Source organism: Rhodoferax fermentans, from assembly GCF_002017865.1.
GTDB classification, from domain to species: domain Bacteria; phylum Pseudomonadota; class Gammaproteobacteria; order Burkholderiales; family Burkholderiaceae_C; genus Rhodoferax; species Rhodoferax fermentans.
The window spans coordinates 678,284-703,903 of the sequence record NZ_MTJN01000002.1; the positions used below are offsets into that span (position 1 = coordinate 678,284).

At 60.2% G+C, this 25,620-nt stretch carries 20 protein-coding genes and 1 pseudogene; 14 read left to right on the forward strand and 7 right to left on the reverse strand.

Annotated features, from left to right (window positions below; translation table 11 throughout):
* Nucleotides 1-28: 28 nt before the first annotated feature.
* Complete coding sequence (locus tag RF819_RS03475; protein WP_078363682.1) at nt 29-958, reverse strand: LysR substrate-binding domain-containing protein; 930 nt, start codon at nt 956-958, stop codon at nt 29-31.
* Nucleotides 959-1,064: 106 nt separating this feature from the next.
* On the opposite strand from RF819_RS03475, the gene RF819_RS03480 reads away from it, so the two are divergent.
* From RF819_RS03480 to RF819_RS03490, 3 genes are all read left to right on the forward strand, one after another.
* On the forward strand, nt 1,065-1,349 hold the full coding sequence (locus RF819_RS03480; RefSeq protein WP_078363683.1) for a hypothetical protein: 285 nt from the start codon (nt 1,065-1,067) through the stop codon (nt 1,347-1,349).
* Between the two features lie 87 nt (nt 1,350-1,436).
* Nucleotides 1,437-3,476, forward strand: a complete 2,040-nt coding sequence (locus tag RF819_RS03485) for a peptidase U32 family protein (protein WP_078363684.1) — start codon at nt 1,437-1,439, stop codon at nt 3,474-3,476.
* A gap of 77 nt (nt 3,477-3,553) precedes the next feature.
* Nucleotides 3,554-4,507: a DMT family transporter gene (locus RF819_RS03490; protein ID WP_078363685.1), complete on the forward strand. Its 954-nt coding sequence runs from the start codon at nt 3,554-3,556 to the stop codon at nt 4,505-4,507.
* Between the two features lie 7 nt (nt 4,508-4,514).
* On the opposite strand, the gene rraA is transcribed toward RF819_RS03490, so the two are convergent.
* A complete protein-coding gene (gene rraA, locus RF819_RS03495; protein WP_078363686.1) occupies nt 4,515-5,036 on the reverse strand; it encodes a ribonuclease E activity regulator RraA in 522 nt (173 codons plus the stop codon).
* A gap of 242 nt (nt 5,037-5,278) precedes the next feature.
* Here rraA and RF819_RS03500 point away from each other — a divergent pair, with 242 nt between their 5' ends.
* The 7 genes and pseudogenes from RF819_RS03500 to RF819_RS03530 all read left to right on the forward strand — a co-directional run.
* Nucleotides 5,279-5,818 (forward strand): SWIB/MDM2 domain-containing protein, encoded by a 540-nt coding sequence (locus RF819_RS03500; RefSeq protein WP_078363687.1) that lies wholly within the window; start codon nt 5,279-5,281, stop codon nt 5,816-5,818.
* Between the two features lie 103 nt (nt 5,819-5,921).
* On the forward strand, nt 5,922-6,926 hold the full coding sequence (locus RF819_RS03505) for an ABC transporter permease subunit (RefSeq protein ID WP_078363688.1): 1,005 nt from the start codon (nt 5,922-5,924) through the stop codon (nt 6,924-6,926).
* 14 nt (nt 6,927-6,940) lie between these two features.
* Nucleotides 6,941-7,834: an ABC transporter permease subunit gene (locus RF819_RS03510; RefSeq protein ID WP_078363689.1), complete on the forward strand. Its 894-nt coding sequence runs from the start codon at nt 6,941-6,943 to the stop codon at nt 7,832-7,834.
* A gap of 11 nt (nt 7,835-7,845) precedes the next feature.
* Complete coding sequence (locus RF819_RS03515; protein WP_078363690.1) at nt 7,846-8,835, forward strand: ABC transporter ATP-binding protein; 990 nt, start codon at nt 7,846-7,848, stop codon at nt 8,833-8,835.
* Complete coding sequence (locus RF819_RS03520; protein WP_078363691.1) at nt 8,832-9,857, forward strand: dipeptide ABC transporter ATP-binding protein; 1,026 nt, start codon at nt 8,832-8,834, stop codon at nt 9,855-9,857. Before RF819_RS03515 ends, RF819_RS03520 begins: the two co-directional genes overlap by 4 nt.
* 29 nt (nt 9,858-9,886) lie before the next feature.
* The gene (locus tag RF819_RS03525; protein ID WP_078363692.1) at nt 9,887-11,518 is read left to right on the forward strand and encodes an ABC transporter substrate-binding protein; all 1,632 of its coding nucleotides are present in this window, start codon (nt 9,887-9,889) and stop codon (nt 11,516-11,518) included.
* Nucleotides 11,519-11,739: 221 nt separating this feature from the next.
* Nucleotides 11,740-12,295, forward strand: a pseudogene (locus tag RF819_RS03530) (IS3 family transposase); the annotation flags it as partial.
* Between the two features lie 80 nt (nt 12,296-12,375).
* Here the strand turns inward: RF819_RS03530 and RF819_RS03535 are convergent.
* Nucleotides 12,376-13,293, reverse strand: coding sequence for a LysR family transcriptional regulator (locus RF819_RS03535; protein ID WP_078366750.1), 918 nt, complete (start codon nt 13,291-13,293; stop codon nt 12,376-12,378).
* A 122-nt stretch (nt 13,294-13,415) separates the two neighbouring features.
* Here RF819_RS03535 and RF819_RS03540 point away from each other — a divergent pair, with 122 nt between their 5' ends.
* The gene (locus tag RF819_RS03540; protein WP_143541594.1) at nt 13,416-14,825 is read left to right on the forward strand and encodes an MFS transporter; all 1,410 of its coding nucleotides are present in this window, start codon (nt 13,416-13,418) and stop codon (nt 14,823-14,825) included.
* 14 nt (nt 14,826-14,839) lie between these two features.
* Here the strand turns inward: RF819_RS03540 and RF819_RS03545 are convergent, their stop codons facing one another.
* The gene (locus tag RF819_RS03545; protein ID WP_078363693.1) at nt 14,840-15,226 is read right to left on the reverse strand and encodes a response regulator; all 387 of its coding nucleotides are present in this window, start codon (nt 15,224-15,226) and stop codon (nt 14,840-14,842) included.
* A gap of 285 nt (nt 15,227-15,511) precedes the next feature.
* Between RF819_RS03545 and RF819_RS03550 the strand changes: the two genes are divergently transcribed.
* Genes RF819_RS03550 through gor form a run of 3 tightly spaced genes read left to right on the forward strand, consistent with a single transcriptional unit; the run spans nt 15,512 to nt 21,999 of the window.
* On the forward strand, nt 15,512-19,576 hold the full coding sequence (locus tag RF819_RS03550) for a PAS domain-containing protein (RefSeq protein WP_078363694.1): 4,065 nt from the start codon (nt 15,512-15,514) through the stop codon (nt 19,574-19,576).
* Nucleotides 19,576-20,577, forward strand: a complete 1,002-nt coding sequence (locus RF819_RS03555) for a response regulator (RefSeq protein WP_078363695.1) — start codon at nt 19,576-19,578, stop codon at nt 20,575-20,577. Before RF819_RS03550 ends, RF819_RS03555 begins: the two co-directional genes overlap by 1 nt.
* Before the next feature lie 45 nt (nt 20,578-20,622).
* Nucleotides 20,623-21,999, forward strand: coding sequence for a glutathione-disulfide reductase (gene gor, locus RF819_RS03560; protein WP_078363696.1), 1,377 nt, complete (start codon nt 20,623-20,625; stop codon nt 21,997-21,999).
* 52 nt (nt 22,000-22,051) lie between these two features.
* Here the strand turns inward: gor and RF819_RS03565 are convergent, their stop codons facing one another.
* Genes RF819_RS03565 through RF819_RS03575 form a run of 3 tightly spaced genes read right to left on the reverse strand, consistent with a single transcriptional unit; the run spans nt 22,052 to nt 25,617 of the window.
* Complete coding sequence (locus RF819_RS03565; RefSeq protein WP_078366752.1) at nt 22,052-22,567, reverse strand: NADH-quinone oxidoreductase subunit B family protein; 516 nt, start codon at nt 22,565-22,567, stop codon at nt 22,052-22,054.
* A gap of 13 nt (nt 22,568-22,580) precedes the next feature.
* Nucleotides 22,581-24,158, reverse strand: coding sequence for a hydrogenase large subunit (locus tag RF819_RS03570; protein ID WP_078363697.1), 1,578 nt, complete (start codon nt 24,156-24,158; stop codon nt 22,581-22,583).
* Nucleotides 24,159-24,162: 4 nt separating this feature from the next.
* The gene (locus RF819_RS03575; protein ID WP_078363698.1) at nt 24,163-25,617 is read right to left on the reverse strand and encodes a hydrogenase 4 subunit F; all 1,455 of its coding nucleotides are present in this window, start codon (nt 25,615-25,617) and stop codon (nt 24,163-24,165) included.
* Nucleotides 25,618-25,620: the final 3 nt, after the last annotated feature.

Here is a 25,620-nt window from a genome sequence, read left to right on the forward strand (position 1 = left end):
CGGCCCGAGTGGCCGCGTTTTTTTTGACCTAAGACGGTGGATCGCTGGGCGCGACCATGTCGCCCAAGCCTTGCAGCGACAAAGCCAGCTCCTCTTGCAACCAGGCGCGAAAGGCGACCAAGGGTGGCCAGTTGTCCAGCTCTGGTGGAAAAACACACCAGTAGAGTGCGTAGGCTGAATCTCCGGGCAAGGCTGTGGGTGACAAACGCAGCAAACGCCCATCGCGCAAGGCATCAGCGGCCAGAACCTCGCGCGCCAAGCCGATGCCAATGTCTTGCTCCACCGCCTGCAATAACAAACCGGCATCATTGAAGGTGGCTACTGGGCTCACCTCGCCGCGCCAGCCCCCCAGGGCAAACCAGCGCTCCCACAGTTCTGGTCTGCCCAGCAGGGGCTCTTCTGCCAGGTCGGCCACACAACAGCCTTTTAAGCGACGTGCGGCTGCAGCAGAACCCAGCACCACCAAGGGAGAGTCCACCAACTGTTCGGCTTGCAGGCCGCGCCATGGCCCCTGCCCCTGGCGCAAGGCCACGTGGTAGCCCTCACGCACCAGATCTACCAGTTGTTGGGAGGTATGCAGCTCCAGATGGATCTCTGGGTAGCGCTCACGCCAGCGCGGCATACGTGGCAACAACCAGCGCTGCGCAAAGGAGGGCAGCAAACTCAGGCGGATGCGCTGCGCCTCGCCCTTTGCCGTCGCCACGGCGGCGCGTAAACCTTCATCCAGGCGGTCAAGTGCAGGCTCCACATGGCGCAGCAAAGCCGCGCCTGCGGCGTTGAGCACAATGCGCCGCCCACGCCGGTCAAACAGCTCAAAACCCAGCTGCTCTTCGAGCAATTTGACCTGCTGGCTGACTGCACTGTGGGTCAGATGCAATTCCTGCGCGGCCGCACGCAGGTTGCCCAGGCGCGCCACCACACGAAAGGTCGGCAGGATGTTCAGCGGTAATCTTGACATGTATTGGTAAGCATAAGTGAACAATCAATCCATAAATCATCGATATACAGCACAAGATTAGGCATATAAGCTTACCAGAACCTTCAACCAAACCCTGGAGATTCTCATGAACACCCTCGCCCAGCCCTGTGCCTGCCGCGCTTTGCCACAAGACAGCACACCCAGCCTCATCCCACGCTGGATCGGTGCTGTGCACCGCTTCTGGGCGGCCTGGAAAGCGGCTCGGCGCGCCCGGCGGGAACTGAGCCATTTGACGGCACTGGACGGCCTGAATGCTGAAACACTCAAGGACATCGGTGCGCCGGAATGGCTGCAGGCGCAGGAGTACCAGGCCCAGCAGCGTGCCCACCAAGGCGGCTTGTTGGAGCGCGACTCGCTGCACTGGCGCTAGACGGCCCCGGCCATGCCCCGCACAAGCCGCTGGGGCCATCACCCGCAGGGGCAACACAGCCCGGCCCACACAGGGATAATTCGGGCCATGTCCCTGCTCCCTCACCAACTTGAACTCTTAGCCCCGGCGCGTGACGCCGCCATTGGCATCGAAGCCGTCAACCACGGGGCCGACGCCGTCTACATCGGCGGCCCCGGCTTTGGGGCACGCTCCAGCGCCGACAACTCTGTGGCCGACATCGCCCGTCTGGTGGCACATGCCCATCAGTTCAACAGCCGGATTTTTGTCACCCTCAATACCATCCTGCGTGACGATGAGTTAGAGCCTGCGCGAAAACTGACCTGGCAGCTCTACGACGCGGGGGTGGACGCGCTGATCATCCAGGACATGGGCCTGCTGGAGCTGGACCTGCCACCGATCCAGTTACACGCCAGCACCCAAACCGACATCCGCACGCCTGAGAAAGCACGTTTTTTGCAAGACGCAGGCCTGTCGCAGATTGTGCTGGCGCGTGAGCTGACGCTGCAGCAGATTGCCGCCATCCGCGCCGCCACCGACCCCAGCCGATGCGCCATCGAGTTTTTTGTGCACGGCGCCTTGTGTGTGGCCTACAGCGGCCAGTGTTACATCAGTGCCGCACACACCGGGCGCAGCGCCAACCGAGGTGAATGCAGCCAGGCTTGTCGCCTGCCCTACCAGGTGATCGACGACAAGGGCCGTTTTGTCGCCCATGACAAACACGTCCTCTCGATGAAAGACAACAACCAGAGCGACAACATCGCTGCGCTGGTCAACGCCGGGGTGCGCAGCTTCAAGATCGAAGGCCGCTACAAAGACATGGCCTATGTCAAAAACATCACTGCGCACTACCGCACCCTGCTTGATGAGCTGATTGAAGCGCGCCAACACTCGGAGCAGCCGTTGGCCCGCGCCAGCAGCGGCAAAACCACCTTCAGTTTCACACCCGACCCGAACCAGAACTTCAACCGCGAATTCACCGACTACTTTGTCAACGGCCGCCAGGATGACATCGGCGCTTTTGACTCACCCAAAAACCCGGGCCAACCGATTGGCCACGTGTTGTTGACCGGCCCGAACTGGGTGGAGCTGGAACTGAGCAGCCGTTACACCGAGTTGCACAACGGCGACGGCCTGTGTTACTACGACCTGCAAAAAGAGTTGGTGGGCCTGGCCATCAACCGCGCCGAACTGATCAGCGCCAAAAAAGCGCGCTGGCGGGTGTTTCCCAAAGACGCGATGGACACGCTCAAAGACCTGCGCGCAGGGCTGGAAGTCAACCGCAACCGCGATGTGCATTGGCTGCGCCAGCTCGACAAGAAGTCAAGCGACCGGCGCATCGGCCTCTGGATCAACCTGCAGGTACAAGCTGAAGACGTGCACCTAACCCTGACCGACGAAGATGGCCACAGCGCCACGGTGCAGCAGCCCTTCCCCGCGTCGCAGCGGCAAGCGGCGCTGGATACAGACGCTGCGTTGGAACAGATCCGCAATCAGCTGGGCCGCCTGGGAACGACCAATTTCATAGCCATCAGCACTGACGTAACCTGGGCTAGAGGCCGATTTGAGGCCATTGTGTTGCCGAGCTCCCTGCTCAACAGCTTGCGCCGCGATGCCGTGGCGCAGCTGGAAGCAGCCCGCGTGGCTGCCTTCACCCGCCTGCCACGTGCCCTGCCCGTGGCGCCACCCGCGCCCTACCCCGAAGACAGCTTGAGTTACCTGGCCAATGTGTTCAACAAAGCGGCCCGCAGCTTTTACGCCAAACACGGCGTCAAGGTGATCGCGCCAGCGTATGAAGCAGTGCAGGAGATGGGCGAAGTCAGCCTGATGATCACCAAACACTGTGTGCGCTTTTCTTTGAGCCTGTGCCCCAAACAGGCCAAGGGCGTGACCGGTGTGCAGGGTTTTGTCAAAGCAGAGCCGTTACAACTCGTCAACGGCAAAGAAAAACTCACCCTGCGTTTTGACTGCAAACCCTGCGAGATGCATGTCATGGGCAAGATGAAACCAGCGGTGGCCAAGCAGTCACGCCAGGAGCTGGCCGCAGCCAGCCAGGGTGTGCCAATCAGTTTTCACAAAGTCCGGCCCAAGCAGGAATTTGGGCACTGACATGGCCTGATCAGCGCCCCGGATGGGCCCACTATTTCGGGCATCATCCAGGGCTTTGATGTGAACGAGTGCTCCCCATGACTTTGAAAGCTGTTGCTGCGCCGCCTCTGTGGCTGGCCTGTGTGTTCCTGGCCCTGAGCATGTCGCTGGTGGGCAGTTATGTGGCGCTGAGCAAGCCGCTGGCGGCGGTGCTGCCGGTGTTTTTGCTGGCCTGGCTGCGTTTTGGCATTGGGGCGCTGGCCATGCCGCACTGGCTGGTCAAACCCGCCAATGAGGCGCCGATGAGCCGCTCGACAAAGAAGCTGATTTTTCTCGAATCCTTCCTGGGCAATTTTTTGTTCACGATCTGTATGCTGTTTGGCGTGAGCCTGACCACCGCCGTCTCAGCGGGCGTCATTTTGGCAGCGATCCCGGCGGTGGTGGCGCTGCTGAGCTGGGTTTTCCTGCGTGAGCGCATCAGCCGCCGCGTGGCGCTGGCGATTGTGCTGGCGGCGCTGGGCATCGGCCTGTTCTCACTCTCGAAATCAGAGCTATCTGCCCATGCAATACAAGGGCTAGATGCCAATTTGGCTCATAAAACATCGTGGCTAGGCAATCTGCTGGTGATGGGGGCGGTGGTGTGTGAGGCCGCGTATGCGGTGATTGGCAAAAAACTCACCGGCACGGTGTCACCCAAACGCATCACAGCACTGATCAACCTGTGGGGGTTTGCGCTGATGACCCCGATGGGCCTGTACGCGGCCTGGGCCTTTGACTTCTCGGGCGTGACGCTGCCCATCTGGCTGCTGCTGGTGTTCTACGCACTGGCCGCCAGCGTCTGGACAGTGTGGTTGTGGATGACCGGTCTGAAAACCGTGCCCGCGTCGCAGGCCGGTGTGTTCACCGTGATGCTGCCGATCTCGGCCGCCGCCGTGGGTGTGCTGGTGCTGGGTGAATCACTCAGTGGCTGGCAGCTGCTGGCGTTTGCGCTGTGCCTCTCAGGGGTGGTGCTGGCCACACTGCCGGCACGCGCCACGCCGGTCAAGGCCTGAGCCCGGCTCAGCCCAAGGGCGTGGCGCTCACCACCATGCCATCGGCATCAGCGTACAACCAGTCGCCCGGGCGCACCCAGACACCCTGAATCTGCACCGGCACATCACGCAAGCCCTGGTTGTGTTTGTCGGTGGGCATGGGCACACAGGCCAGCGCGCGGATGCCCAGGTCCAGCTGAGCGAGCTCGGCCACATCGCGCACACAACCGTTGATCACCATCCCGGCCCAGCCATTGCGGGCTGCAGCAGCGCCCAGATTGCCGCCCAGCAGCGCACGGCGCAAGGAGGCCGCACCGTCCACCACCAGCACCTTGGCCGCGCGCCCCTCGGGCGTGTCAATCCAGCCGGGGCTCTCCACTGCGGCTTTCACGAGCGAGTTGTCTTCGAAACATTTGACCGTGCTCACCGGCCCGGCAAAAGCCAGGCGTGCCCCAAAGTCGCGAAACACCGGCGGCAACACCGCAAACACCTCGGGAGACGCCTGTTTGTGCGCATCACACAGGTCACAAGTCAGTGGAATTAAACGCATCGTGATCCCCCTCAAAAATGGAAAATTGTAGGCACGCGCGCGCCCTGACGAGCCCTTCAAACGGGCCACTGGCCACCGTACGGCACCACTGTGGGGCATCACGCTACAAAAAACGTAAGCAACAGGCCATATTTCTCGCTTTTCCCCTTGGAAAAGGGGTTTTTCTCCAGTAGCATCCGGCACAACCAGCAGATGAGCTTTTCTTGCTGGTGATTGATCAACTTCCAATAGGACAAAACACCATGGCAACTGCAACCAAAGCGCCAGCAAAAAAAGCTGCTCCAGCCCCCAAAGCCGCACCCGCAAAAAAAGCGGCAGCCACCAAGGCTGTGCCAGCGGCACCGGCAAAAAAGGCGGCTCCTGCCAAAGCGGCAGCACCCGCCAAAGCCGTGAAGGCTGCACCAGCCAAAGCTGCCGCCAAGGCCGCCCCTGCCAAAGCAGCACCCGCCAAGAAGGCCGCACCGGCTAAAAAGGCCGCAGCCCCCAAAGCCGCAGCCCCCAAAGCCGCTGCCAAAAAAGCGCCCGCCAAAAAACGCACCGTCAATGCTGCCTTCATGAAGGCCCTGACCCCGAGCGCCGCTTTGGCAGCTGTTGTGGGTGGCAAGCCTCTGCCACGTACCGAAGTGGTCAAGCAGTTGTGGGTCTACATCAAAAAGCAAAAACTGCAAGACGCTGTTAACAAGCGCTTGATCAATGCCGATGCCAAACTCAAGGAAGTGTTTGGCAAAGCACAGGTCACCATGTTTGAGATGGCCGGGTTGATCGGTAAACACCTTAAATAAATCTGAAATAATCGATCCCCTTGGCAGCATGAAAAAGCCGACATCACGTCGGCTTTTTTTCCGTGTCAAGACGTTGGGTTCATCATAAAAATCAAAGTCTGCGATGTTTCGTTTCCTGTTAACCCGCTTCAGTCTGATCATCCCGACCTTCATCGGCATGACGCTGGTAGCGTTCTTCCTGATCCGGATGGTGCCCGGTGATCCCATTGAAACCCTGGCCGGGGAACGGGGCATTGACGCAGCACGTCACGCCGAGTTGCTCAAGGCCTATGGTCTGGACCGCCCGGTGATGGTGCAATACGGCATCTACATCGGCCGTGTGCTCCAAGGTGACCTGGGTAACTCGATCATCACCCACAGCCCGGTGCTCGACGAATTCCTAGCCCTGTTTCCAGCCACGGTGGAGCTGGCGGTGTGCGCCATGTTGTTCGCCCTCATCGTGGGCATTCCGGCAGGCATTTTGGCCGCCGTCAAACGCAACACCTTTCTCGACCACGGCGTGATGGGGGTGTCCCTGACCGGTTATTCGATGCCGATTTTCTGGTGGGGTCTGTTGCTGATTTTGCTGTTTTCGGTGCAACTGGATCTGACACCAGTGTCTGGTCGCATCTCGGTGCAGTATTTCATTGAGCCGGTGACCGGCTTCCTGCTGATCGACACCTGGTTGGCTGGCGACAAAGACGCTTTCTGGTCCGCTGTCACCCACCTGATCTTGCCGATGGTTGTGCTGGGCACCAACCCGTTGGCGGTGATTGCACGCATGACACGTTCTGCCATGCTCGAAGTGCTGGGTGAGGACTACATCCGCACCGCACGCGCCAAGGGCCTGTCCAACCTTCGGGTGGTGGGTTTACATGCCCTGCGCAATGCGCTGATCCCTGTGATCACCGTGATTGGGCTGCAGATCGGTGTGTTGTTCACCGGCGCGATCCTGACCGAAACCATTTTTTCCTGGCCCGGCGTGGGCAAATGGATGATCGAAGCCATTGGCCGGCGTGACTACCCCGTGCTGCAAGGCGGCATCTTGCTGCTGGGCGGCATGGTAATGATCATCAACCTGCTGGTGGATGTGACCTACGGCATCATCAACCCGCGCATTCGGCATTAAACAGGCCCTTGACCATGACGACGCTTGCCGAACCTATTTCTCATACCCCCCAGCATCCCCTGCGCGAGTTCTGGGACTATTTTTCAACCAACAAAGGCGCCGTGGGTGGCCTGGTGATTGTGTTGCTGGTGCTGCTGATGGCTGCTTTTGCGCCCTGGATTGCACCGTACGCCCCCGACATCACCGACCCCAGCGTGTTCCTGGTGCCACCGGCCTGGCAGGAAGGTGGCTCAAGTGCCCACCTGCTCGGTACCGACGCGATTGGCCGCGACATCCTGTCCCGCCTGATCCACGGCGCCCGCCTGTCTTTGGCCATTGGCCTGGCGGTGGTGGCGCTGTCGGTGACGCTGGGCACCGTGCTGGGTCTCACTGCTGGCTATTTCCGTGGCGTGTTCGAGGTGGCCGTGATGCGCCTGATGGACATCATCCTGACCCTGCCCAGCCTGCTGCTGGCGATTGTGATCGTGGCCATCCTCGGCCCAGGTCTCATGAACGCGATGCTGGCGGTGGCGATTGTGGTGTTGCCACATTACGTGCGTATCACCCGTGCCGCAGTGATCTCCGAAATGTCGCGCGACTATGTGACGGCGGCGCGCATGAACGGCGCTGGGCACCTGCGGCTGATGTTCAGCGAGGTGCTGCCCAACTGCACCGCACCACTGATCGTCCAGGCTTCGCTGGGCATCTCGACCGCCATTCTGGACGCCGCTGCCCTGGGCTTTCTGGGCCTGGGTGCACAACCGCCCTCACCCGAGTGGGGCACCATGCTGGCCGACGCGCGTGAATTTGTGTTGCGCGCCTGGTGGGTGGTGACCTTCCCCGGTCTGGCAATTTTGATCACGGTGCTGGCCTTCAACCTCTTGGGTGACGGCCTGCGCGACGCGTTTGACCCCAAACTCAAACGCTGAAAGAGTTATAGATGGCACTTCTGGAAATTCAAAACCTGTCGGTCAGGTTCCCGTCCAAGACCGCAGTCATGCACGCCGTGGACGGCGTGAGCCTGTCCCTGGAAGCAGGCGACGTGCTGGGTATTGTGGGCGAGTCCGGCTCCGGCAAAAGCGTGACCATGATGGCCCTGATGGGTCTGGTGTCCTACCCGGGCCAGATCAAGGCCGACAAACTGGTGTTTGACGGCCACGACCTGCTCAAACTGTCAGACCGTGATCGCCGCCGACTCATCGGCAAAGACATGGCGATGATTTTTCAAGACCCGACCACCAGTCTGAACCCCTGTTTTACGGTGGGCTTTCAGATGGCGGAGACCTTGAAGTTACACATGGGCATGGACAAGGCGGCAGCCCGCAAACGCTCTATCGAACTGCTCGAACAAGTGGGCATCCCGGCGCCCGAGAGCCGCCTGGGCGTCTACCCGCACCAGTTGTCGGGCGGTATGAGCCAGCGCGTGATGATTGCCATGGCCATTGCCTGCAACCCGAAACTTTTGATAGCAGATGAACCAACCACGGCGCTGGATGTGACCATTCAGGCCCAAATCCTGGACCTGCTGCGTAACCTGCAGAAGGAACGCAACATGGCGCTGGTGCTGATCACCCACAACATGGGCGTGGTGTCCGAGATGGCGCAACGTGTGGCTGTGATTTACGCCGGCCAGATCATGGAAGAACGCAGCGCACAAGCCATGTTTGAGACCCCGCAACACCCTTACACCGACGCCCTGCTGGCGGCCATGCCCGAGCGCAGTGATGGCGCGACACGTCTGGCCACCATTCCTGGCATGGTGCCGGGCCTGTTTGACCGACCCAGCGGCTGCTTGTTTGCGCCGCGTTGTACGTATGCCAATGCCCACTGCCGTGAACAGCGACCCGCATTGCGCGACTGGCAAAACGGGCTGGTGCGTTGCCACACACCACTCGCAACATCGCCTGCTGCACAAGGAGTGGCAGCATGAGTCAGTCTCCCCATTCCCAACACACCACCAACCTGGCCGATGAGCCGGTGGTGGTCGCGCGTGACCTGAAACAGGTTTACAAAATCAACCATGGTGCATTTCGGGCTGCCGATCACCTGCAGGCTGTCAGCGGTGTGTCGTTCACCGTGCGTGCCGGCAAAACGCTGGCGGTGGTCGGTGAATCTGGCTGCGGCAAGTCCACCCTGGCACGCATGGTGTCGCTCATTGAAGCCCCAACCGCAGGTGACCTGAAACTGGGCCAGGTCGATGTGATGGCCGCCAGTGCCAAAGAGCGCCATGCCCTGCGGCGCACGGTGCAGTTGGTGTTCCAGAACCCGTATGGGTCGCTCAACCCACGCAAGAAGATTGGTGCCATTCTGGAGGCGCCTCTGGAGATCAACACCGACCTGTCCCCCGCCCACCGCGCCGAGCAGGCCCGCTCCATGCTGGCCCTGGTGGGTCTGCGCCCCGAGCACTATGACCGCTACCCGCACATGTTCTCGGGTGGCCAGCGCCAGCGTATCGCCATCGCACGCGCGCTGATGCTCAAGCCCGCTCTGATCGTGGCTGACGAGCCGGTCTCGGCACTGGACGTGTCGATCCAGGCCCAGGTGCTGAACCTGCTGGCCGATCTGCAGCGCGAACTGGGTCTGGCTTACCTGTTCATCTCGCACGATCTCGGGGTGGTGCGCCACATTGCCGACGATCTGCTGGTGATGTACCTCGGCCACGCCATGGAACAAGGTGACAAGGCCACCATTTTTGCCCAGCCCTTGCACCCCTACACCCAGGCACTGCTGGCCTCCACACCGGGTATGGTGGGCTCTGGGGTGTCCAAGCAACGCATTGTGCTCAAAGGGGAGCTGCCGTCGCCACTGAATCCCCCGAGCGGTTGCGTTTTCTCAACCCGCTGCCCGCATGTCACTGCACAATGCCAAGCGGAGCGTCCGATTCTGAGAGAGCTGGCTGGCAGGAAAGTTGCTTGTCATCTGGCTGAACAATTCATCAAACCCGCTGCTTAAGCAGCATCTACCTGTCAGGAGTCCACAAGATGACCATTTCCATTGCGACGACATTGACCAAATTCCCGCTGAAGCGAACTGCACTGTGTGCGTTGGCGCTGCCAGCTCTGCTGGCTCTGTCGCCGGTCTCGGCCAAAACCCTGGTGTACTGCTCGGAAGGCAGCCCGGAAAACTTTGCCCCCAGCATCAACACCACCGGCACCTCGTTTGACGTCAGTGAACAGATCTACGACAACATCGTCGACTTCGAACGTGGTGGCACCAAAGTGGTACCCGGGCTGGCCGAAAAATGGGATGTCTCCAAAGATGGCATGGAATACACCTTCCACCTGCGCAAAGGTGTGAAATGGCAATCCAATAAAAACTTCAAACCCACCCGCGACTTCAACGCCGATGACGTGTTGTTCATGTTTGAGCGGCAGTGGAAAGAAAACGACCCTTACTTCAAGGTCACCAGCGCCAACCACGCTTATTTTGGTGACATGGGCATGCCCAAGCTGCTGAAGTCCGTGGACAAGGTGGACGACTACACCGTCAAGGTCACCCTGAATGCGCCTGAAGCACCGTTCCTGTCCAACCTGGCCATGCAGTTCGCCGGTGTCCAGTCCAAGGAATACGCGATTGCCATGCTCAAGGCTGGCACCCCCGAAAAGATTGACCAGGAACCGGTCGGTACCGGCCCCTTCATGCTGGTGCAATACCAGAAAGACGCCATCATCCGCTACAAGGCCTTCCCACAATACTGGGCTGGCAAGGCCAAGATCGATGACCTGATCTTCTCCATCACCCCCGATGCATCGGTGCGTTGGGCCAAGCTGCAAAAGGGTGAATGCCATGTCATGCCCTACCCCAACCCAGCTGACCTGCCCGCCATCCGCAAAGACCCGAATGTGGTCGTGATGGAACAACCTGGCCTGAACGTGGGTTACCTGGCCTACAACACCACCAAGAAGCCGTTTGACGATGTGCGTGTGCGCAAAGCCGTGAACATGGCCATCGACAAGAAGGCGATTGTGGATGCGGTGTATCTGGGCACAGGTGTTCCTGCCACCAACCCGATCCCACCCACCCAGTGGTCTTACAACAAGTCTGTCAAGGACGACGCCTACAACCCCGCAGAAGCCAAGAAATTGCTGGCTGCTGCTGGCCTGGCCAACGGCTTCACCACTGACCTGTGGGCCATGCCCGTGCAACGCCCCTACAACCCGAACGCCAAACGTATTGCCGAGCTGATGCAGGCAGACCTGGCCAAGGTGGGCATCAAGGCTGAAATCAAGAGCTTTGAATGGGGTGAGTACCGCAAGCGCATGCAGTCGGGTGAACACCAAATGGGTATGTTGGGCTGGACCGGTGACAACGGTGACCCGGACAACTTCCTGAACACCCTGCTGGGCTGTGCTGCGTCCAAGAACAATGGCTCCAACGTGGCCAAGTTCTGCTACCAGCCGTTTGAAGACCTGGTGCAAAAAGCAAAGGTGGTGTCCAACCCGGCTGAGCGTGCCAAGCTGTACGAAAAAGCGCAGGTGATCTTCAAGGAACAAGCCCCCTGGTTCACCATCGCCCACGCGGTGCAGATCAAACCGGTGCGCAAGGAAGTCATTGGCTTCAAGCTGAGCCCGTTTGGCCGTCATTCCTTCTACGGTGTGGACATGGCCAAGTAAGTCGTTTCCGACTCACTCAAAAAAGCCAGCTTCACGCTGGCTTTTTTTTGCCTGATCGGGCTCGCACCAAAGCGTTAGGGTCTCAATACCAAGGCTTCAAAGTGAATCGCCCTGGGAATTGAGGAGGCTCCACACTTTGAGAAGATGGAACCATGAGCAAAAAGTCAAACCGTTTTTCCCCGGAAGTGCGCGAACGCGCCGTACGCATGGTGCAAGAGCACCGTGGCAAAGTGGTTCGCACCACGGTGCCAGACAAGGCCTTGCCCACTGGATAAGGTCCATCGGCAGTTCAAAGCGGATCGGCCCAACCAGCTCTGGGTATCAGACTTCACCTATGTCAGCACCTGGCAGGGCTGGCAGTATGTGGCCTTTGTCATTGACATCTTTGCCCGGCGCATAGTGGGCTGGCGTGTCAGCAGTTCCATGCGTACGGACTTTATGCTCGACGCCCTGGAGCAGGCTTTGTATGACCGTCAGCCCGAACAAAATGCACTGATCCACCACACAGACAGGGGCTCACAGTATGTCTCCATCCTGTACACCAAGCGTCTGGCTCGGGCAGGCATAGAACCTTCGGTGGGTAGCAAGGCTGAGTTGATTCACCGCCGGGCCCCGTGGAAAACCAAAGAGTCTCTGGAACTGGCTACCCTGGAGTGGGTGCACTGGTTCAACCACCATCGGCTGCTGGAGCCTATTGGGTATATTCCACTTGCCGAGGCTGAGGCCAACTTCTACCGGCAACTTGCCCAGAAGACCGAATTCCCGGTTTCACTTTAACTATCCAGCCTCCACGAAAACCGGGGCGATTCAAGATGGGTGATATTGCTGATTGGCCGAAGCTGCCTAAACCAGCTTCTTTACCACGGTTTCACCAAATCACCGCTCGCCTCCCCACACACCTCCAACACACACCCCCGCAACCAGCGGTGCGCGGCATCCCCATCCATACGCGGGTGCCAGAGCATGGACACGGTGATCTCGGGTGCGGGCACCGGCAGGGCGAAGCTGAACATCTCCGCGCGCAACTTGCCGGTGTGGCGCTCGGGCACGGTGGTGATCAGGTCGGTGGCGCGCGTGATGGCCAGTGCGGCTGAAAAACCGCCAACGTAAGCGCCAATCACCCGCGCCAGCCCCTGCGCGGACAAGGCCTCGTCCATCACCCCCTTGTCCAGACCCCGGCGCGACACCAGCACATGTTGGCCTGCCGCATAACGGGCAGGTGTAATCTCACCCTGGCACAACGCATGGCCTAGGCGCACCACACCCACAAATCGGTCATGGAACAACACACGGGTGCGGACCTCCGGGCCGGTGTCGTCGCCCACCACACCGGTTTCCAGGTCCACACTGCCTTCGCGCAAGGCGGTGCTGTGTTTGTCGAGCTTGGGCACAAAACGTAGCCGCACGCCAGGTGCTTGCTGGTTAACGCGCTTGATCAGGTCCGGGCCAAAGTTCTCGGTGAAGCCGTCGCTGACCCGCAGGGTGAAGGTGCGCACCAGCTGTGACAGGTCCAGCAACTCGGCGGAGCGCAATACCGCCTGAGCGCCTTGCACCAGTTGACTCACCTGCGCACGCAGTTGCAGCGCGCGGGGGGTGGGCACCAGGCCGCGCCCGGCCCGGACCAGCAGCGGGTCGCCCAGGGTCTCACGCAGGCGCGCCAGGGCGCGGCTCATGGCAGACGGGCTCAGGTGCAGCCTTTGCGCGGCGCGCGTCACATTGCCTTCGGCAAGCAACACGTCCAGCGTGACAAGTTGGTTCAGATCAGGGGTGGACATGGGGTGGGCTGGGCGCTGATAACTGGCGTCAGACGCAATCACACAGTGCAAATGTAGCGCCTTCCGCTCTGGCACTGCCGTCCCTACGATCCAGACATCAACCTTTCAGAACTGAGCCCAACATGATTTTTAAAACTCCAACACAGACCGATGGCGCGGTGCAAAAAAAACCTGCGGTTCAATGGGTTCTGCTGAGCCTGTCGATGGCCATGTTGTTGTCCTCGCTGGGCACCAGCATCACCAACGTGGCGCTGCCAACTTTGGCGCACGTGTTTGGTGTGTCATTTCAGGCGGTGCAGTGGGTGGTGCTGGCCTACCTGCTGGCCATCACCAGCCTGATTGTGGGTGCCGGTCGGCTGGGTGACATGCTTGGCCGCAGGCGGCTGTTGCTGGCGGGTATCGGGCTGTTCACTGTAGCCTCAAGCTTGTGCGCTGCCGCCCCCACACTCTGGCTGCTGATCGCCGCGCGGGCACTGCAGGGCCTGGGAGCAGCGATTCTGATGGCGCTGACCATGGCGCTGGTAGGTGAAGCCGTGTCCAAAAACAAAACCGGCAGCGCCATGGGTTTGTTGGGCACGATGTCGGCGGTGGGCACCGCACTTGGGCCCACGCTGGGCGGTGTGTTGATTGGCAACTGGGGTTGGCAGGCCATCTTTTGGGTCAACGTGCCGCTGGGTGTGCTGACCTTTTTTTTGGCGCGGCGTTATCTGCCCGTGGATCGTTCGGGGCCAAAACCGGCCTGGGCCAGTTTTGATGGGCCAGGCACGCTGCTGCTGGCGCTGACACTGGTGATGTATGCACTGGCCATGACGCTGGGACGCGGCAATTTGGGCTGGTTCAACGCGGCGTTGTTATTGGCGGCTGTGTTGGGAGCGGGCGTATTTGTGTGGGTGGAGAAACGGGCGGCCGCCCCCTTGATCCGAGGGGCCATGTTCAGCAACCCGGTATGGAGCGCGGGCTTTGCCATGAGTGCCCTGGTGACCACAGTGGTGATGGCGACGCTGGTGGTGGGGCCGTTTTACCTGTCGGGTGCGCTGCAGCTGGAAACAACCCGCGTGGGTCTGGTGATGTCGGTCGGGCCGGTGGTGGCGGCATTGACGGGTGTTCCGGCGGGTCGATTTGTAGACCGCTTGGGCGCCCACACCATGGGTCTGTGCGGGCTGGCCGCCATGTTGGTGGGTTCGAGCCTGTTGGCGCTGCTGCCCATGGCTTGGGGTGTAGCAGGCTACGTCTTGCCGCTGGTGGTGGTCACCGCCGGGTATGCACTGTTTCAGGCGGCCAACAACACCGCAGTGATGCGTGATGTGCCAGCTGAGCGGCGGGGTGTGGTGTCCGGCCTGCTGGGCCTGTCGCGTAACCTGGGGCTGATCACCGGTGCCTCGGTAATGGGCGCGGTGTTTGTGGCTGGGTCAGGCGCGACCGAACTAGCAATAGCCCGCCCCGAGCAAATGGCCGCAGGGCTACACGCCACGTTTGCCGTGGCAGCGGGTCTGGTGCTTGTTGCGCTGGCCGTGGGCCGCCGGGCGCGTTAAAAAAGGGGCAAGGCTTACAAACCCAGGCGCTTGAGGATGTTCATCACCTTCTCCTCAAGAACCGCCTTGGTAAAGGGTTTGACAATGTAGCCAGCAGCACCCTGCTGAGCAGCCAGAACAATGTCTTCTTTTCTGGCTTCGGCCGTCACCATCAAAAAGGGGATGTGTTTGAGCTTGTCGTCTTTCTTGATCTCGGCCAGCAGCTGAAAGCCGTTCATGTTGGGCATGTTGATGTCGCTCACCACAAAGTCAAAGTGACCGTTCTGGAGCATGCGCCAAGCCACCGCACCGTCTTCGGCTTCATCTGCATTCACGAACCCGCTCTCTTTGAGCAGGTTTCGGATGATGCGACGCATGGTGGAAAAGTCATCTACTATCAAAAATCGAAGGTCAGAACTCATGAGAGACACTCAAAACAGACATATCCAAAATCAGAGGGCCATTCTCGTCCATTTCAGAGTCTCTCTCGTGACCATGTGGGCACAATGCCGGCAGATTTCCGCTGGGAGTTGATCAAACGCAGCCAGATGGGCTCTGCAGGCGAAGTTGACCCCACCCGTTGACATGGAACCCACAGTTCGGCCACGGCCTCTTGCACAGCCATCGCAGCAGCTTTGAGTGCGCCAGCGTGTGGTGTAGCATCAGGTGACACATGGAGTTCGGAGAGGTCGTTCAGACAATTGCTCATGTCAAAGCCTGCCACCCAGTTGCCTGCGCACGTGGAGAACACCAGTTACTCCGCCACCGCCGCCAAACGGATCATCCTGATTTACGCGGCGTTTGCCAGCTTCTGGATACTCGTGTCCGACAACCTGGTGAGTTGGCTGGTCAGTGACCCGGTGATGATCAGCCGTATCAGCATTGCCAAAGGGTGGTTGTTTGTGGCGGTCACCACCCTGATGCTATACGGCTTGATCCGAAGAATGCAGATTCGGGCGCAAGATATCTCGGAGCGCGAGCTGACGGTTCAAAAAGACCGTGCAGCCATTCGGCGTCTGCTGGACAACATCGTCGAAAGTTCCTCGGACGCCATTTATGCCAAAGATACCGAAGGACGCTACCTGCTGTTCAACCAGGAAACAGCGCGTTTGCTCGGCCAAACCACCGACAAGGCACTGGGCAAAGACGACGCAGCCTTGTTCCCCAACCAGGCCACCATGATCCGCGCCAACGACCAGCGGGTGATGTCAGAAGACCGGGTCATCAGCTTCGAGGAAACCGTCGCAACCACCATGGGCGAGAGGACTTTCCTGGTGACTAAAGGTCCGCTGCGTGATGCGGATGGCATGGTGATCGGGCTGTTTGGCATCTCACGCGACATCACCGAACGCAAACAGGCGGAGCAGCGGCTGATCACCAGCGAGCTGCAGATGCGTGCGCTTTTCCAGGCGATTCCTGACCTGGTCTGGCTCAAAGACACAAAAGGTGTCTATCTGTCCTGCAACTCGCGCTTTGAGCAGCTTTTTGGCGCAGCCGAGGCGGACATTGTTGGTAAGACCGATTACGACTTTGTGGACAAGGAACTGGCCGACTTTTTCCGCAAAAACGACCAGCTGGCCATGCAAAAAGGGGTTCCCTGTACCAACGAAGAATGGGTCACTTTTGCGTCTGACGGTCACCGGGAGTTGCTGGAGACCACCAAAACCCCGGTGCGCAATGCGCAGGGCCAGGTCATCGGGGTGCTGGGCCTGGGCCACGACATCACCGAACGCAAGCGGATGCATGACGGCCTGATCGCCGCCAAAGAGGACCTCAAGCGACTCAACGAAGACCTTGAGTCCAAGGTGGCTGAACGCACACGAGAGGTTCTTGACTTGTATGACCAGGCACCCTGTGGTTACCACTCGCTATCGCCCGAGGGCGTGGTCCTGCGCGTTAACCAGACCGAACTGAAACTCTTGGGCTACACCGAAGAGGAACTCATTGGACGCCAGTTGCATGAATTCATGACACCTGAAAGTGTGCAGGTCTTCAAAGAAAGCTATCCACGATTCCTTGCATCAGGGTATGTCAGAAACCTCGAATTCGATTTTGTCCACAAGGATGGGTTTGTCCGTCCTGTGGTGATCGATGCCAACTTGGTGAGAGGGCCGAACGGTGAGCCCTTGTTTACCCGTAGTTCGATGGTTGACAACACCGAACACAAGGCCCAGACCCACCAGATCAAAACCTTGAACAACCTGCTCCAGGAAGTGGTCGAGACCCTGCCCTACGGCGTGGTTGTGCTGGACGAGACGCGCCACGTCACACTCAAAAACCGCAGGGTGTCGCAGCTGCTGGACTACCCGGCGGACTTTTTTGAGCCCGGGCAGGTCAGCTTCAGCGACATGATCGCGTTCAACCATGCCCGTGGAGACTACGCAGATCGGACCTTCAACGAGGTGCTGGGCTTTTTTACCCAGGCCATGGTCACACAACAAACCGTCAAGTTTGAGCGGCAACAGGCCAATGGTGTTTTCCTGGAGGTCTGTGGTGTGCCCATGTCCAACGGCTGGAAACTGTTGACCTACACCGACATTTCTGAGCACAAACAGGCCGAACAAACGCTGGACAAGGCCATGCATGCAGCAGAGGCAGCTACCTTGGCCAAAAGTGCCTTCATTGCCAATATGAGCCATGAACTGCGCACACCCATGAATGCCATTCTGGGACTGTCCTACCTGCTGGAAACGAAGATGAGCCTGCCGGGCGACGCCAGTGACCTGGTGCACAAGATACGCCAGTCCAGCACCTCCTTGATGGGCATGCTCAACGATGTGTTGGACTTCTCGAAGATCGAGTCGGGCAAGCTGAACCTGCAATCTGCCCCGTTCCGGCTGGAAGACATCCTCAACAACCTGGCCGGCATCATGTCGACCAATGCGCGTGACAAGGACCTGGAGGTCATCATCGCGCCCACACCGATCGGCACCAGCCAGCTCATCGGTGACTCACTGCGGCTGGAGCAGGTGCTGATCAATCTGACGGGCAACGCCATCAAGTTCACCGCACAGGGCCATGTGGCACTCAACATCATCAAGTTGCACGAAACCAGTGACAGCATCACGTTGCGCTTTGCGGTCAGTGACTCAGGGATCGGTATTGCCCCAGAGCAGCAGCAGGAAATATTTGCGGAGTTTTCACAAGCGGACGGGTCCATCAGCCGCCAGTTCGGTGGCACCGGACTCGGGTTGACCATCAGTCGGCGACTGGTGGAGGCCATGGGTGGTGAGTTGAAAGTGACCAGTGTGCTGGGTAGCGGCAGTGAATTCTGGTTTGTCCTGACGTTTCAACGCATCGAGGATGCGCCGCCAGCCACAACGGACATGGCACACCTGTCGGTGGTGATTGCCGACGACAACGCCATTGCACGGGCAGCCCTGCACACGATTGCGGATGGCTTGGGTTGGCGCGCCAGCGCCTTTGAGTCTGGCGACGAGGTGATTGACCACCTGAAGTCAAGACCACCATTGACGGCGTCGCCAGAAGTGTTGCTGCTGGACTTCAAGATGCCTGGCAAGGACGGACTGGAAACCGCCCGGGCCATTCGCGAGGGCCAGTCCGGGCAAGCTGACCCGATTGTGATTTTGGTCACGGCCTACGCCAACGACGAACTGCTTGGCCACCCGCAGGCCCATCTGGCCGATGCAATCTTGAGCAAGCCGGTGACACCCTCCACGCTCGATGACGCCGTCACACGTGCCATGCGGGTGCGTCGTGGCGCTGAAATACAGACCCCGGCCCACAGCCACTCACGTCTGGCTGGCCTGCGCATCCTGGTGGTGGATGACAGCGACATCAACAGGGAGGTGGCCCAACGTATTTTTGCCAGTGAAGGTGCACAGGTCAGCCTGGCCAACAATGGCCAGGAGGCCTTGGACTGGTTGCAAGACCACGACCATGCGGTCGACCTGGTGTTGATGGATGTCCAGATGCCGGTCCTCAACGGTTATGAGGCCACCCACCAGATCCGCCGCATACCGGCTCTGTCCGAGTTGCCGATTGTGGCCTTGACGGCGGGTGCGTTTCGTGACCAGCAGGAACTGGCCCACGAGGCAGGCATGACCAGTTTCATCTCGAAACCTTTTGACGTGGACACTGCGGTTGCCCTGATTGTGAAACTCACGGGACATGTGGTGGTACCTGCGGCACAGGCCACGACCGATGCCCGCCCTTCGCCGGAGATGCCGCTGGAGGAACTGCCCGGCATTGCCCTGTCCAGAGGTCTGGCCATCTGGCGGGACATAGCCACCTACCAACGCTTCTTGCGCCTGTTTGCCAGCAAATACGCCGATGTGGTTGACCAGTTAGCATCCCTGGACAACACACAGGCCGCCGCTTTGTTGCATAAACTCAAAGGGGCGGCTGCCAACATGGCGCTGCTGGATGTGGCCACCAGCGCCGCCGAGCTGGAAGCAGCGGTGCGTGTCGGCGAGGGTCACGCCGATGGCTTTACAACACTACAGGTTGCGATGGATCGTGTGTTGGTTAGTATTGGGCGTTTTGCACCCGAAGAGGTCTTGTTTGCTGCGCCCGATGTCCGGCCAGAAGACGCGGGCGCGATTGAGGCACTGATCACCAAGCTGCAAGACGCCTGGCACAGCGACAGCGCCAAGGAAGTCCGACAGGCCCTGGCTGAGTTGGGCACGCTGGTACCCAGCGCACGTCTGGCCCAGATACAGGCTGCTTTGGACAACTATGATTTCCGGGCGGGTGAAACCGCCACACATGAACTGCGTAAACAGTTGGCTGCTCTGAGACAGGAACCCTGATGACGACAAATCCGATACTGATGGTCGATGACGAGCCGCTCAATCTGGCGGTGATGGAGGCAGCCTTGAGTGACGACTACGGCCTGCTGTTTGCCCGCAATGGCGCAGAGGCACTGGCCGCTGCCACCAAACACCTGCCGTCGCTGATCCTGCTGGACATTCAGATGCCGGACATGAACGGTTATGCGGTGTGCCGCCAACTCAAGGCCAACCCACGCACCGAAGCCATTCCGGTGATTTTTATCTCGGGCCTGGCAGACGCCGGTCACGAGGAAGAGGGTTTTGCCAGCGGTGGTGTCGACTACATCGTCAAACCGATTTCCAGACCCATATTGAGGGCGCGGGTGAACACCCATTTGTCACTGGTTCGGGCCAGCCGGCTCGACAAGAGTCATCGCGACGCCATCCACATGCTGGGAGAAGCGGGTCACTTCAACGACACCGACACCGGTGTGCACATCTGGCGCATGGCCGCCTATGCCGGCGTGATCGCCTCGGCCTATGGCCTCAACAAAGAGCAATGTGAGCTGATTGAACTGGCGGCACCGATGCACGACACCGGCAAGATTGGCATCCCCCATGCCATCCTCAAGAAGCCCGGCAAACTCGATGCCAATGAGTGGACACAAATGAAGACCCACTCCCGTATCGGCCACGACATTTTGTCCAAGAGTGATGAGCCGGTATTTCAGATGGCGGCAGGCATCGCCCTGCACCACCATGAGCGCTGGGACGGCAGCGGTTACCCCGACAACTTGACGGGTGAGGAAATCCCGGTATCAGCCCGTGTGGTGGCTCTGGCAGATGTGTTTGATGCCTTGACAATGAAGCGCCCCTACAAAGCAGCCTGGCCACTGGAGAAGGTGATTGCCACCATTCGGGACAGTTCAGGCAGCCACTTTGATCCGGCCGTGGTGCGGGCATTTGACTCGGTGCTCGATTGCATTGGCCATATCCGGGCCGAGTGGGACCTCAAGGAACAGCTGGGTGTCCACCACTGAGCTTTGCGGACTCTTGAGCCACACGTTTTGCCCCACGGAACACACATGACCTCGTATGACTACCAGCTTTTTGTCATAGGGGGTGGCTCGGGTGGTGTGCGCGCTGCGCGCGTCGCCGCGGGTCTGGGCGCACGGGTGGCGATCACCGAGGGCTTTCGTTACGGTGGCACCTGTGTCATCCGGGGCTGTGTGCCCAAAAAACTGCTGGTGTACGCCGCCCACTTTGCCGAAGACTTTGCCGACGCCAAAGGTTTTGGCTGGACCGTGCCACCTGCCGAGTTTTCCTGGCCGCAGTTGATTGCGGCTAAAAACCAGGAAATCGCCCGCCTCAGCGGCATTTACGAAAACAACCTGTTGGGCTCCAAGGTCACGGTGTTGCATGGCAACGCACGTCTGCTGGACCCACACACCGTTGAGGTGAACGGCCAGCACGTCCGTGCCCAACACATCCTGATCGCCACCGGTGGCACACCTTATTTGCCAGCCCTACCCGGCATCGAACACGCCCTCACCTCCAACGAGGTGTTTGAGTTGCCGCAGTTGCCCAAGCGGGTGCTGATTGTGGGGGGTGGTTACATCGCGGTGGAGTTTGCTGGCATCCTGCACGACCTGGGAGCACACGTGACCCTGTGTTACCGGGGCCAACACATCTTGCGCGGTTTTGATAACGAGGTGGCGGCGCACTTGCAGGCCGAGATGGTCAAAAAAGGCATCACCATTCTGCTGAACCAGGACGTGGCGCAGATTGAAAAACTGGCCAACGGCAGCTTGTCTGTCAGGCTGGTGGATGCGCAAGCCGCGCCGCTGTTGGTTGACGCGGTGTTGTACGCCACCGGCCGGGTGCCCAACACCCAGGGTTTGGGTTTGGCAGAAGTCGGGGTGGCGTTGAACGACAAAGGCGGAGTCAAGGTCAACGCGTTTGGCCACACCAACCTGCCCAGTGTGCACGCGGTGGGTGATGTGACCCAGCGCATTTCACTCACGCCCGTGGCCATTCGCGAAGGTGCGGCGCTGGCCAACACCCTTTTTGGCCCGGCACCGGTCAGCGCCGACCTGCGCACCGTGCCATCGGCCGTGTTCAGCCAACCACCGATCGGCACCGTTGGCCTGACCGAGGCTCAGGCACTGGCCCAGTTTGGCGAGATCGACGTTTACAGCAGCACATTTCGCAGCCTGCGTCACACGCTGTCGGGTTCAGATGAACGCACGCTGGTCAAACTGGTGGTGGACAGTGCCAGCCAACGGGTGTTGGGCGCCCACATGGTGGGGGCGGATGCGCCCGAAATCATCCAGGGCCTGGCGATTGCGCTTCACATGGGTGCGACCAAAGCCGACTTTGACGCCACCGTGGCCTTGCACCCCTCAGCAGCGGAAGAGTTTGTCACGCTGCGCAACAAGGTCGTCAAAAAAAGACCGGCTTGAACCACTTCGGTCGTGACAGGCGCCCCGCCAAAACCGTCCACTCTGGCTGCGCCTACTTCACCCGTCGCCGCACCGCCTGCAGGATGCCTCGCAAAATGTCCACAGGCTCGGGCGGGCAGCCCGGCACCATCACATCGACCGGGATCACCTTGTCAACCCGGCCACAGGTGGCGTAACTCTCACCAAAAATACCGCCGTTGCAGGCGCAGTCACCCACGGCCACCACCAGCTTGGGCTCGGGCGTGGCCTCATAGGTGCGTTTTAAAGCCATCTCCATGTTGCGCGACACCGGGCCGGTGACCAGCAGCAGGTCGGCGTGGCGCGGACTGGCCACAAACCGGATACCCAAGCCACCGATGTTGTAGTAGGGGTTGCCCAGCGCATTGATCTCCATCTCGCAGCCGTTGCAGGAGCCCGCATCCACCTCGCGGATGGCCAGAGCATCACCCAAAATAGATAGCAACTCGGCCTGAATACGCGAGGCCTCCGCCTGGTTATCTTCACCAATGTCAGGCGCAGCTTCGGTGGCAATACCCACGTTGGCAATCTGACGGACAACTTTCCAGATCATGGCATGTGCCTCATAGGTCTTGCCCTGAGTAACTAAGGTTGAAGGACTTGTTGATGAGCGGAAAGTCGGCCACGATGTCTTTCAGAATGGCGTGCTCGAGCACTGGCCAGTTTTGCCAGGACGGGTCGTGCAGGTGGCAGCGGCTGATGCGATGGCCCACATCGGCGCCCTCAAGTTCAAGCGCCACCACAATCTCGCCGCGCCAGCCTTCGACCCAGCCCAGACCGCGCGCGGCTTGCTGGGGCAAGGCCACATCCACACAAACTGGGCCCTCGGGCATTTCACGCAGCAAACGCTCAACCAGTCGGATCGACTCCAACACTTCCTGAAAACGCACCAGGGCGCGCGCGCCCACGTCGCCCCGTGTGTGGCCAGCCATCACCACACGCAACTGGTCATAGGGCTCAAACGGGTGGTCACAACGCAGGTCCCAGGCCTGGGCGCTGGCACGACCGGCCAAACCCGTCAGTCCCAGCTGCGCCGCCAGTTCGGGGCGCACCCGCCCGGTGTTGATGAAGCGGTCTTGCAGCCCGGCGTGGGCCTCAAACACGTCATACAGCTTTTTCACATCGGTCAGGACCGCGTCACAACAGCTCAGCAGCTGGGTCAACCCCGCTGCGTTGATGTCCGCTTGGACCCCACCGGGCACGATGCTGTCCATCATGAGCCGGTGGCCAAAAGTTACTTTGCAGGCGCGCAACCAGTCCTCGCGCAAGCGCGAGAACTGCGCCAGCGCAAAAGCAAAAGCCACGTCATTGCCCAGCGCGCCCAGATCCCCCAGGTGGTTGGCAACCCGTTCACACTCTAGCAGCAGGGCACGTAACCAGGCGGCACGTGGCGTGACTTGGGTGCGGCAGATCGATTCGAGCGCCATGCAGTAGGCCCAGGCATAAGCCACGGTGCTGTCACCCGAGACCCGGCCCGCCAGCCGGTAGGCCTGCAGCACCGGCAGCTGGGTCATGCGCTGCTCAATGCCTTTGTGGGTGTAGCCCAGGCGCTGTTCCAAGCGCAGCACCTTTTCACCCACCACCGAGAAGCGGAAGTGACCCGGCTCGATGATGCCCGCGTGCACCGGACCCACAGCAATCTCGTGCACACCATCACCTTCCACCCGCACAAACGGGTAATCCTTCAGGGCACCCGGCGCTAGTGGCGGCAGATGCACCGGGTCTTGTAACAGCGGGTGGTGGTCAAACGCCCAGGCGCCGTGGTTGAGCCAGGGCCGCTGGTCCGCTGCACCTTCCGCGTGAACACCCGACAGATCGGCGGCGGCACGCTGCATGCGTGAGGCCGCTGGGAACAGCGCCGACAGGTCCGGATAACACCCATCGGTGCCCAGCGTCAGTTCCAGCCAAAACAGGCCTTCCAGCGTGACATAAGCCACAAATATGGCTCTAGCCCTTTTATCACTTGGGCTAACAGCTTCTGAAAAAGTAGCACCAGAAGCCCACAGCGCCACCAGTCGGCCACCGTGCTCACGCACCGCGCTGGCGGCTGTGACCCACTGCGCCGACGTGACCTGGCCAAACCACACCGGCACCGGTGCGGGCAAGGCGGCAAATTCAACATCCAGACCCGGGATCTTCACGGCGTTAACCTCCCATCATGCGTGCGGCGGCCACATACCAGCCGTTGAGGTAAGGCGGGATGTACAGGCCTAACACCAGGCCCAGGCCCAGGTGCACAAACACCGGCACCAGCGCGGGCGGGTGGGCCAGCCGTTTCAGGCTGGTGTCGCCAAACACCATCGGCAGCACCCGGATCAGCATCGAGGCAAAGGCCACGCCCAGCGCCAAGAACAGGAACGGTGTGGCCCAGGGCTGCTCGCGCATGGCGGTGGTCAAAATCAGAAACTCGCTGGCAAACACCCCAAATGGCGGCATGCCCAAAATCGCCATCACCCCCAGCATCAGGCCCCAGCCCACCGTCGGGTTGACCTTGATCAGGCCGCGGATCTCGCTCATGGTCTGGGTGCCCGCCTTTTGCGTGGCGTGGCCCACGGTGAAAAAGATCGCGGACTTCACGAGCGAATGCACCGTCATGTGCAGCAGCCCGGCAAAGCTCGCAATCGGCCCACCCATGCCAAAAGCAAAGGTGATCAGGCCCATGTGTTCGATGCTCGAGTACGAAAACATGCGCTTGACGTCTTTCTGGCGCGAGATAAAAAACGCCGCCACCACCACCGACAACAGGCCAAACCCCATCATCAGCTGGCCCGCCATCTGGGTGCCCAAGGCGCCGTCGGTCAGCACCTTGCAGCGCAGTACCGCGTACATCGCCACATTGAGCAGCAGGCCAGAGAGCACCGCCGACACCGGCGTCGGGCCCTCGGCATGCGCGTCGGGCAGCCAGCTGTGCAAGGGCACCAGACCAATCTTGGTTCCGTACCCAATCAGCAGGAAAACAAAGGCCAGCGACATGATGGTCGGGTCCAGCTGGCCTTTGATGTCCGAGAGGTTGGTCCACAACAGCGTGGCGTGTTCCGAGCCCAGCACCTTGTCAGCCGCCATGTAGACCAGGATCGTGCCAAACAGCGCCTGCGCAATACCCACGCCACACAAGATGAAGTACTTCCAAGCCGCCTCCAGGCTGGCCGGGGTACGGTAGACGCTGACCAGCAGCACCGTGGTGAGTGTGGCCGCCTCCATCGCCACCCAGATGATGCCCAGATTGTTGGTGGTCAGGCCCAGCAGCATGGTGAAACCAAACAGCTGGTACATGCTGTGGTACAGGCGCATGCGTTTGGGCGTCATCTTGCCGTGGTCTTGCTCGACGCGCATGTAGGGGCGCGAAAAAATCGCGGTGGTCAGGCTGACAAAAGCGGTCAGGGTCACCAAAAACACGTTGAGTGGGTCGATATAAAACTGTTTGGCCCAGAGAAACTGCGGCCCGCCCTCAATCACCTCGTAGGTCATGACACAGCAGGCCAGAAAGGTCCACAGACTGAAACCCACATTGACATCCCGCGCACGCGGCTGGTGCCCCACCAGCGCCAGCACCAGGCCACCCAGCAACGGAATCCCCAGAACAAAACTCAAGGCGTGCATGTC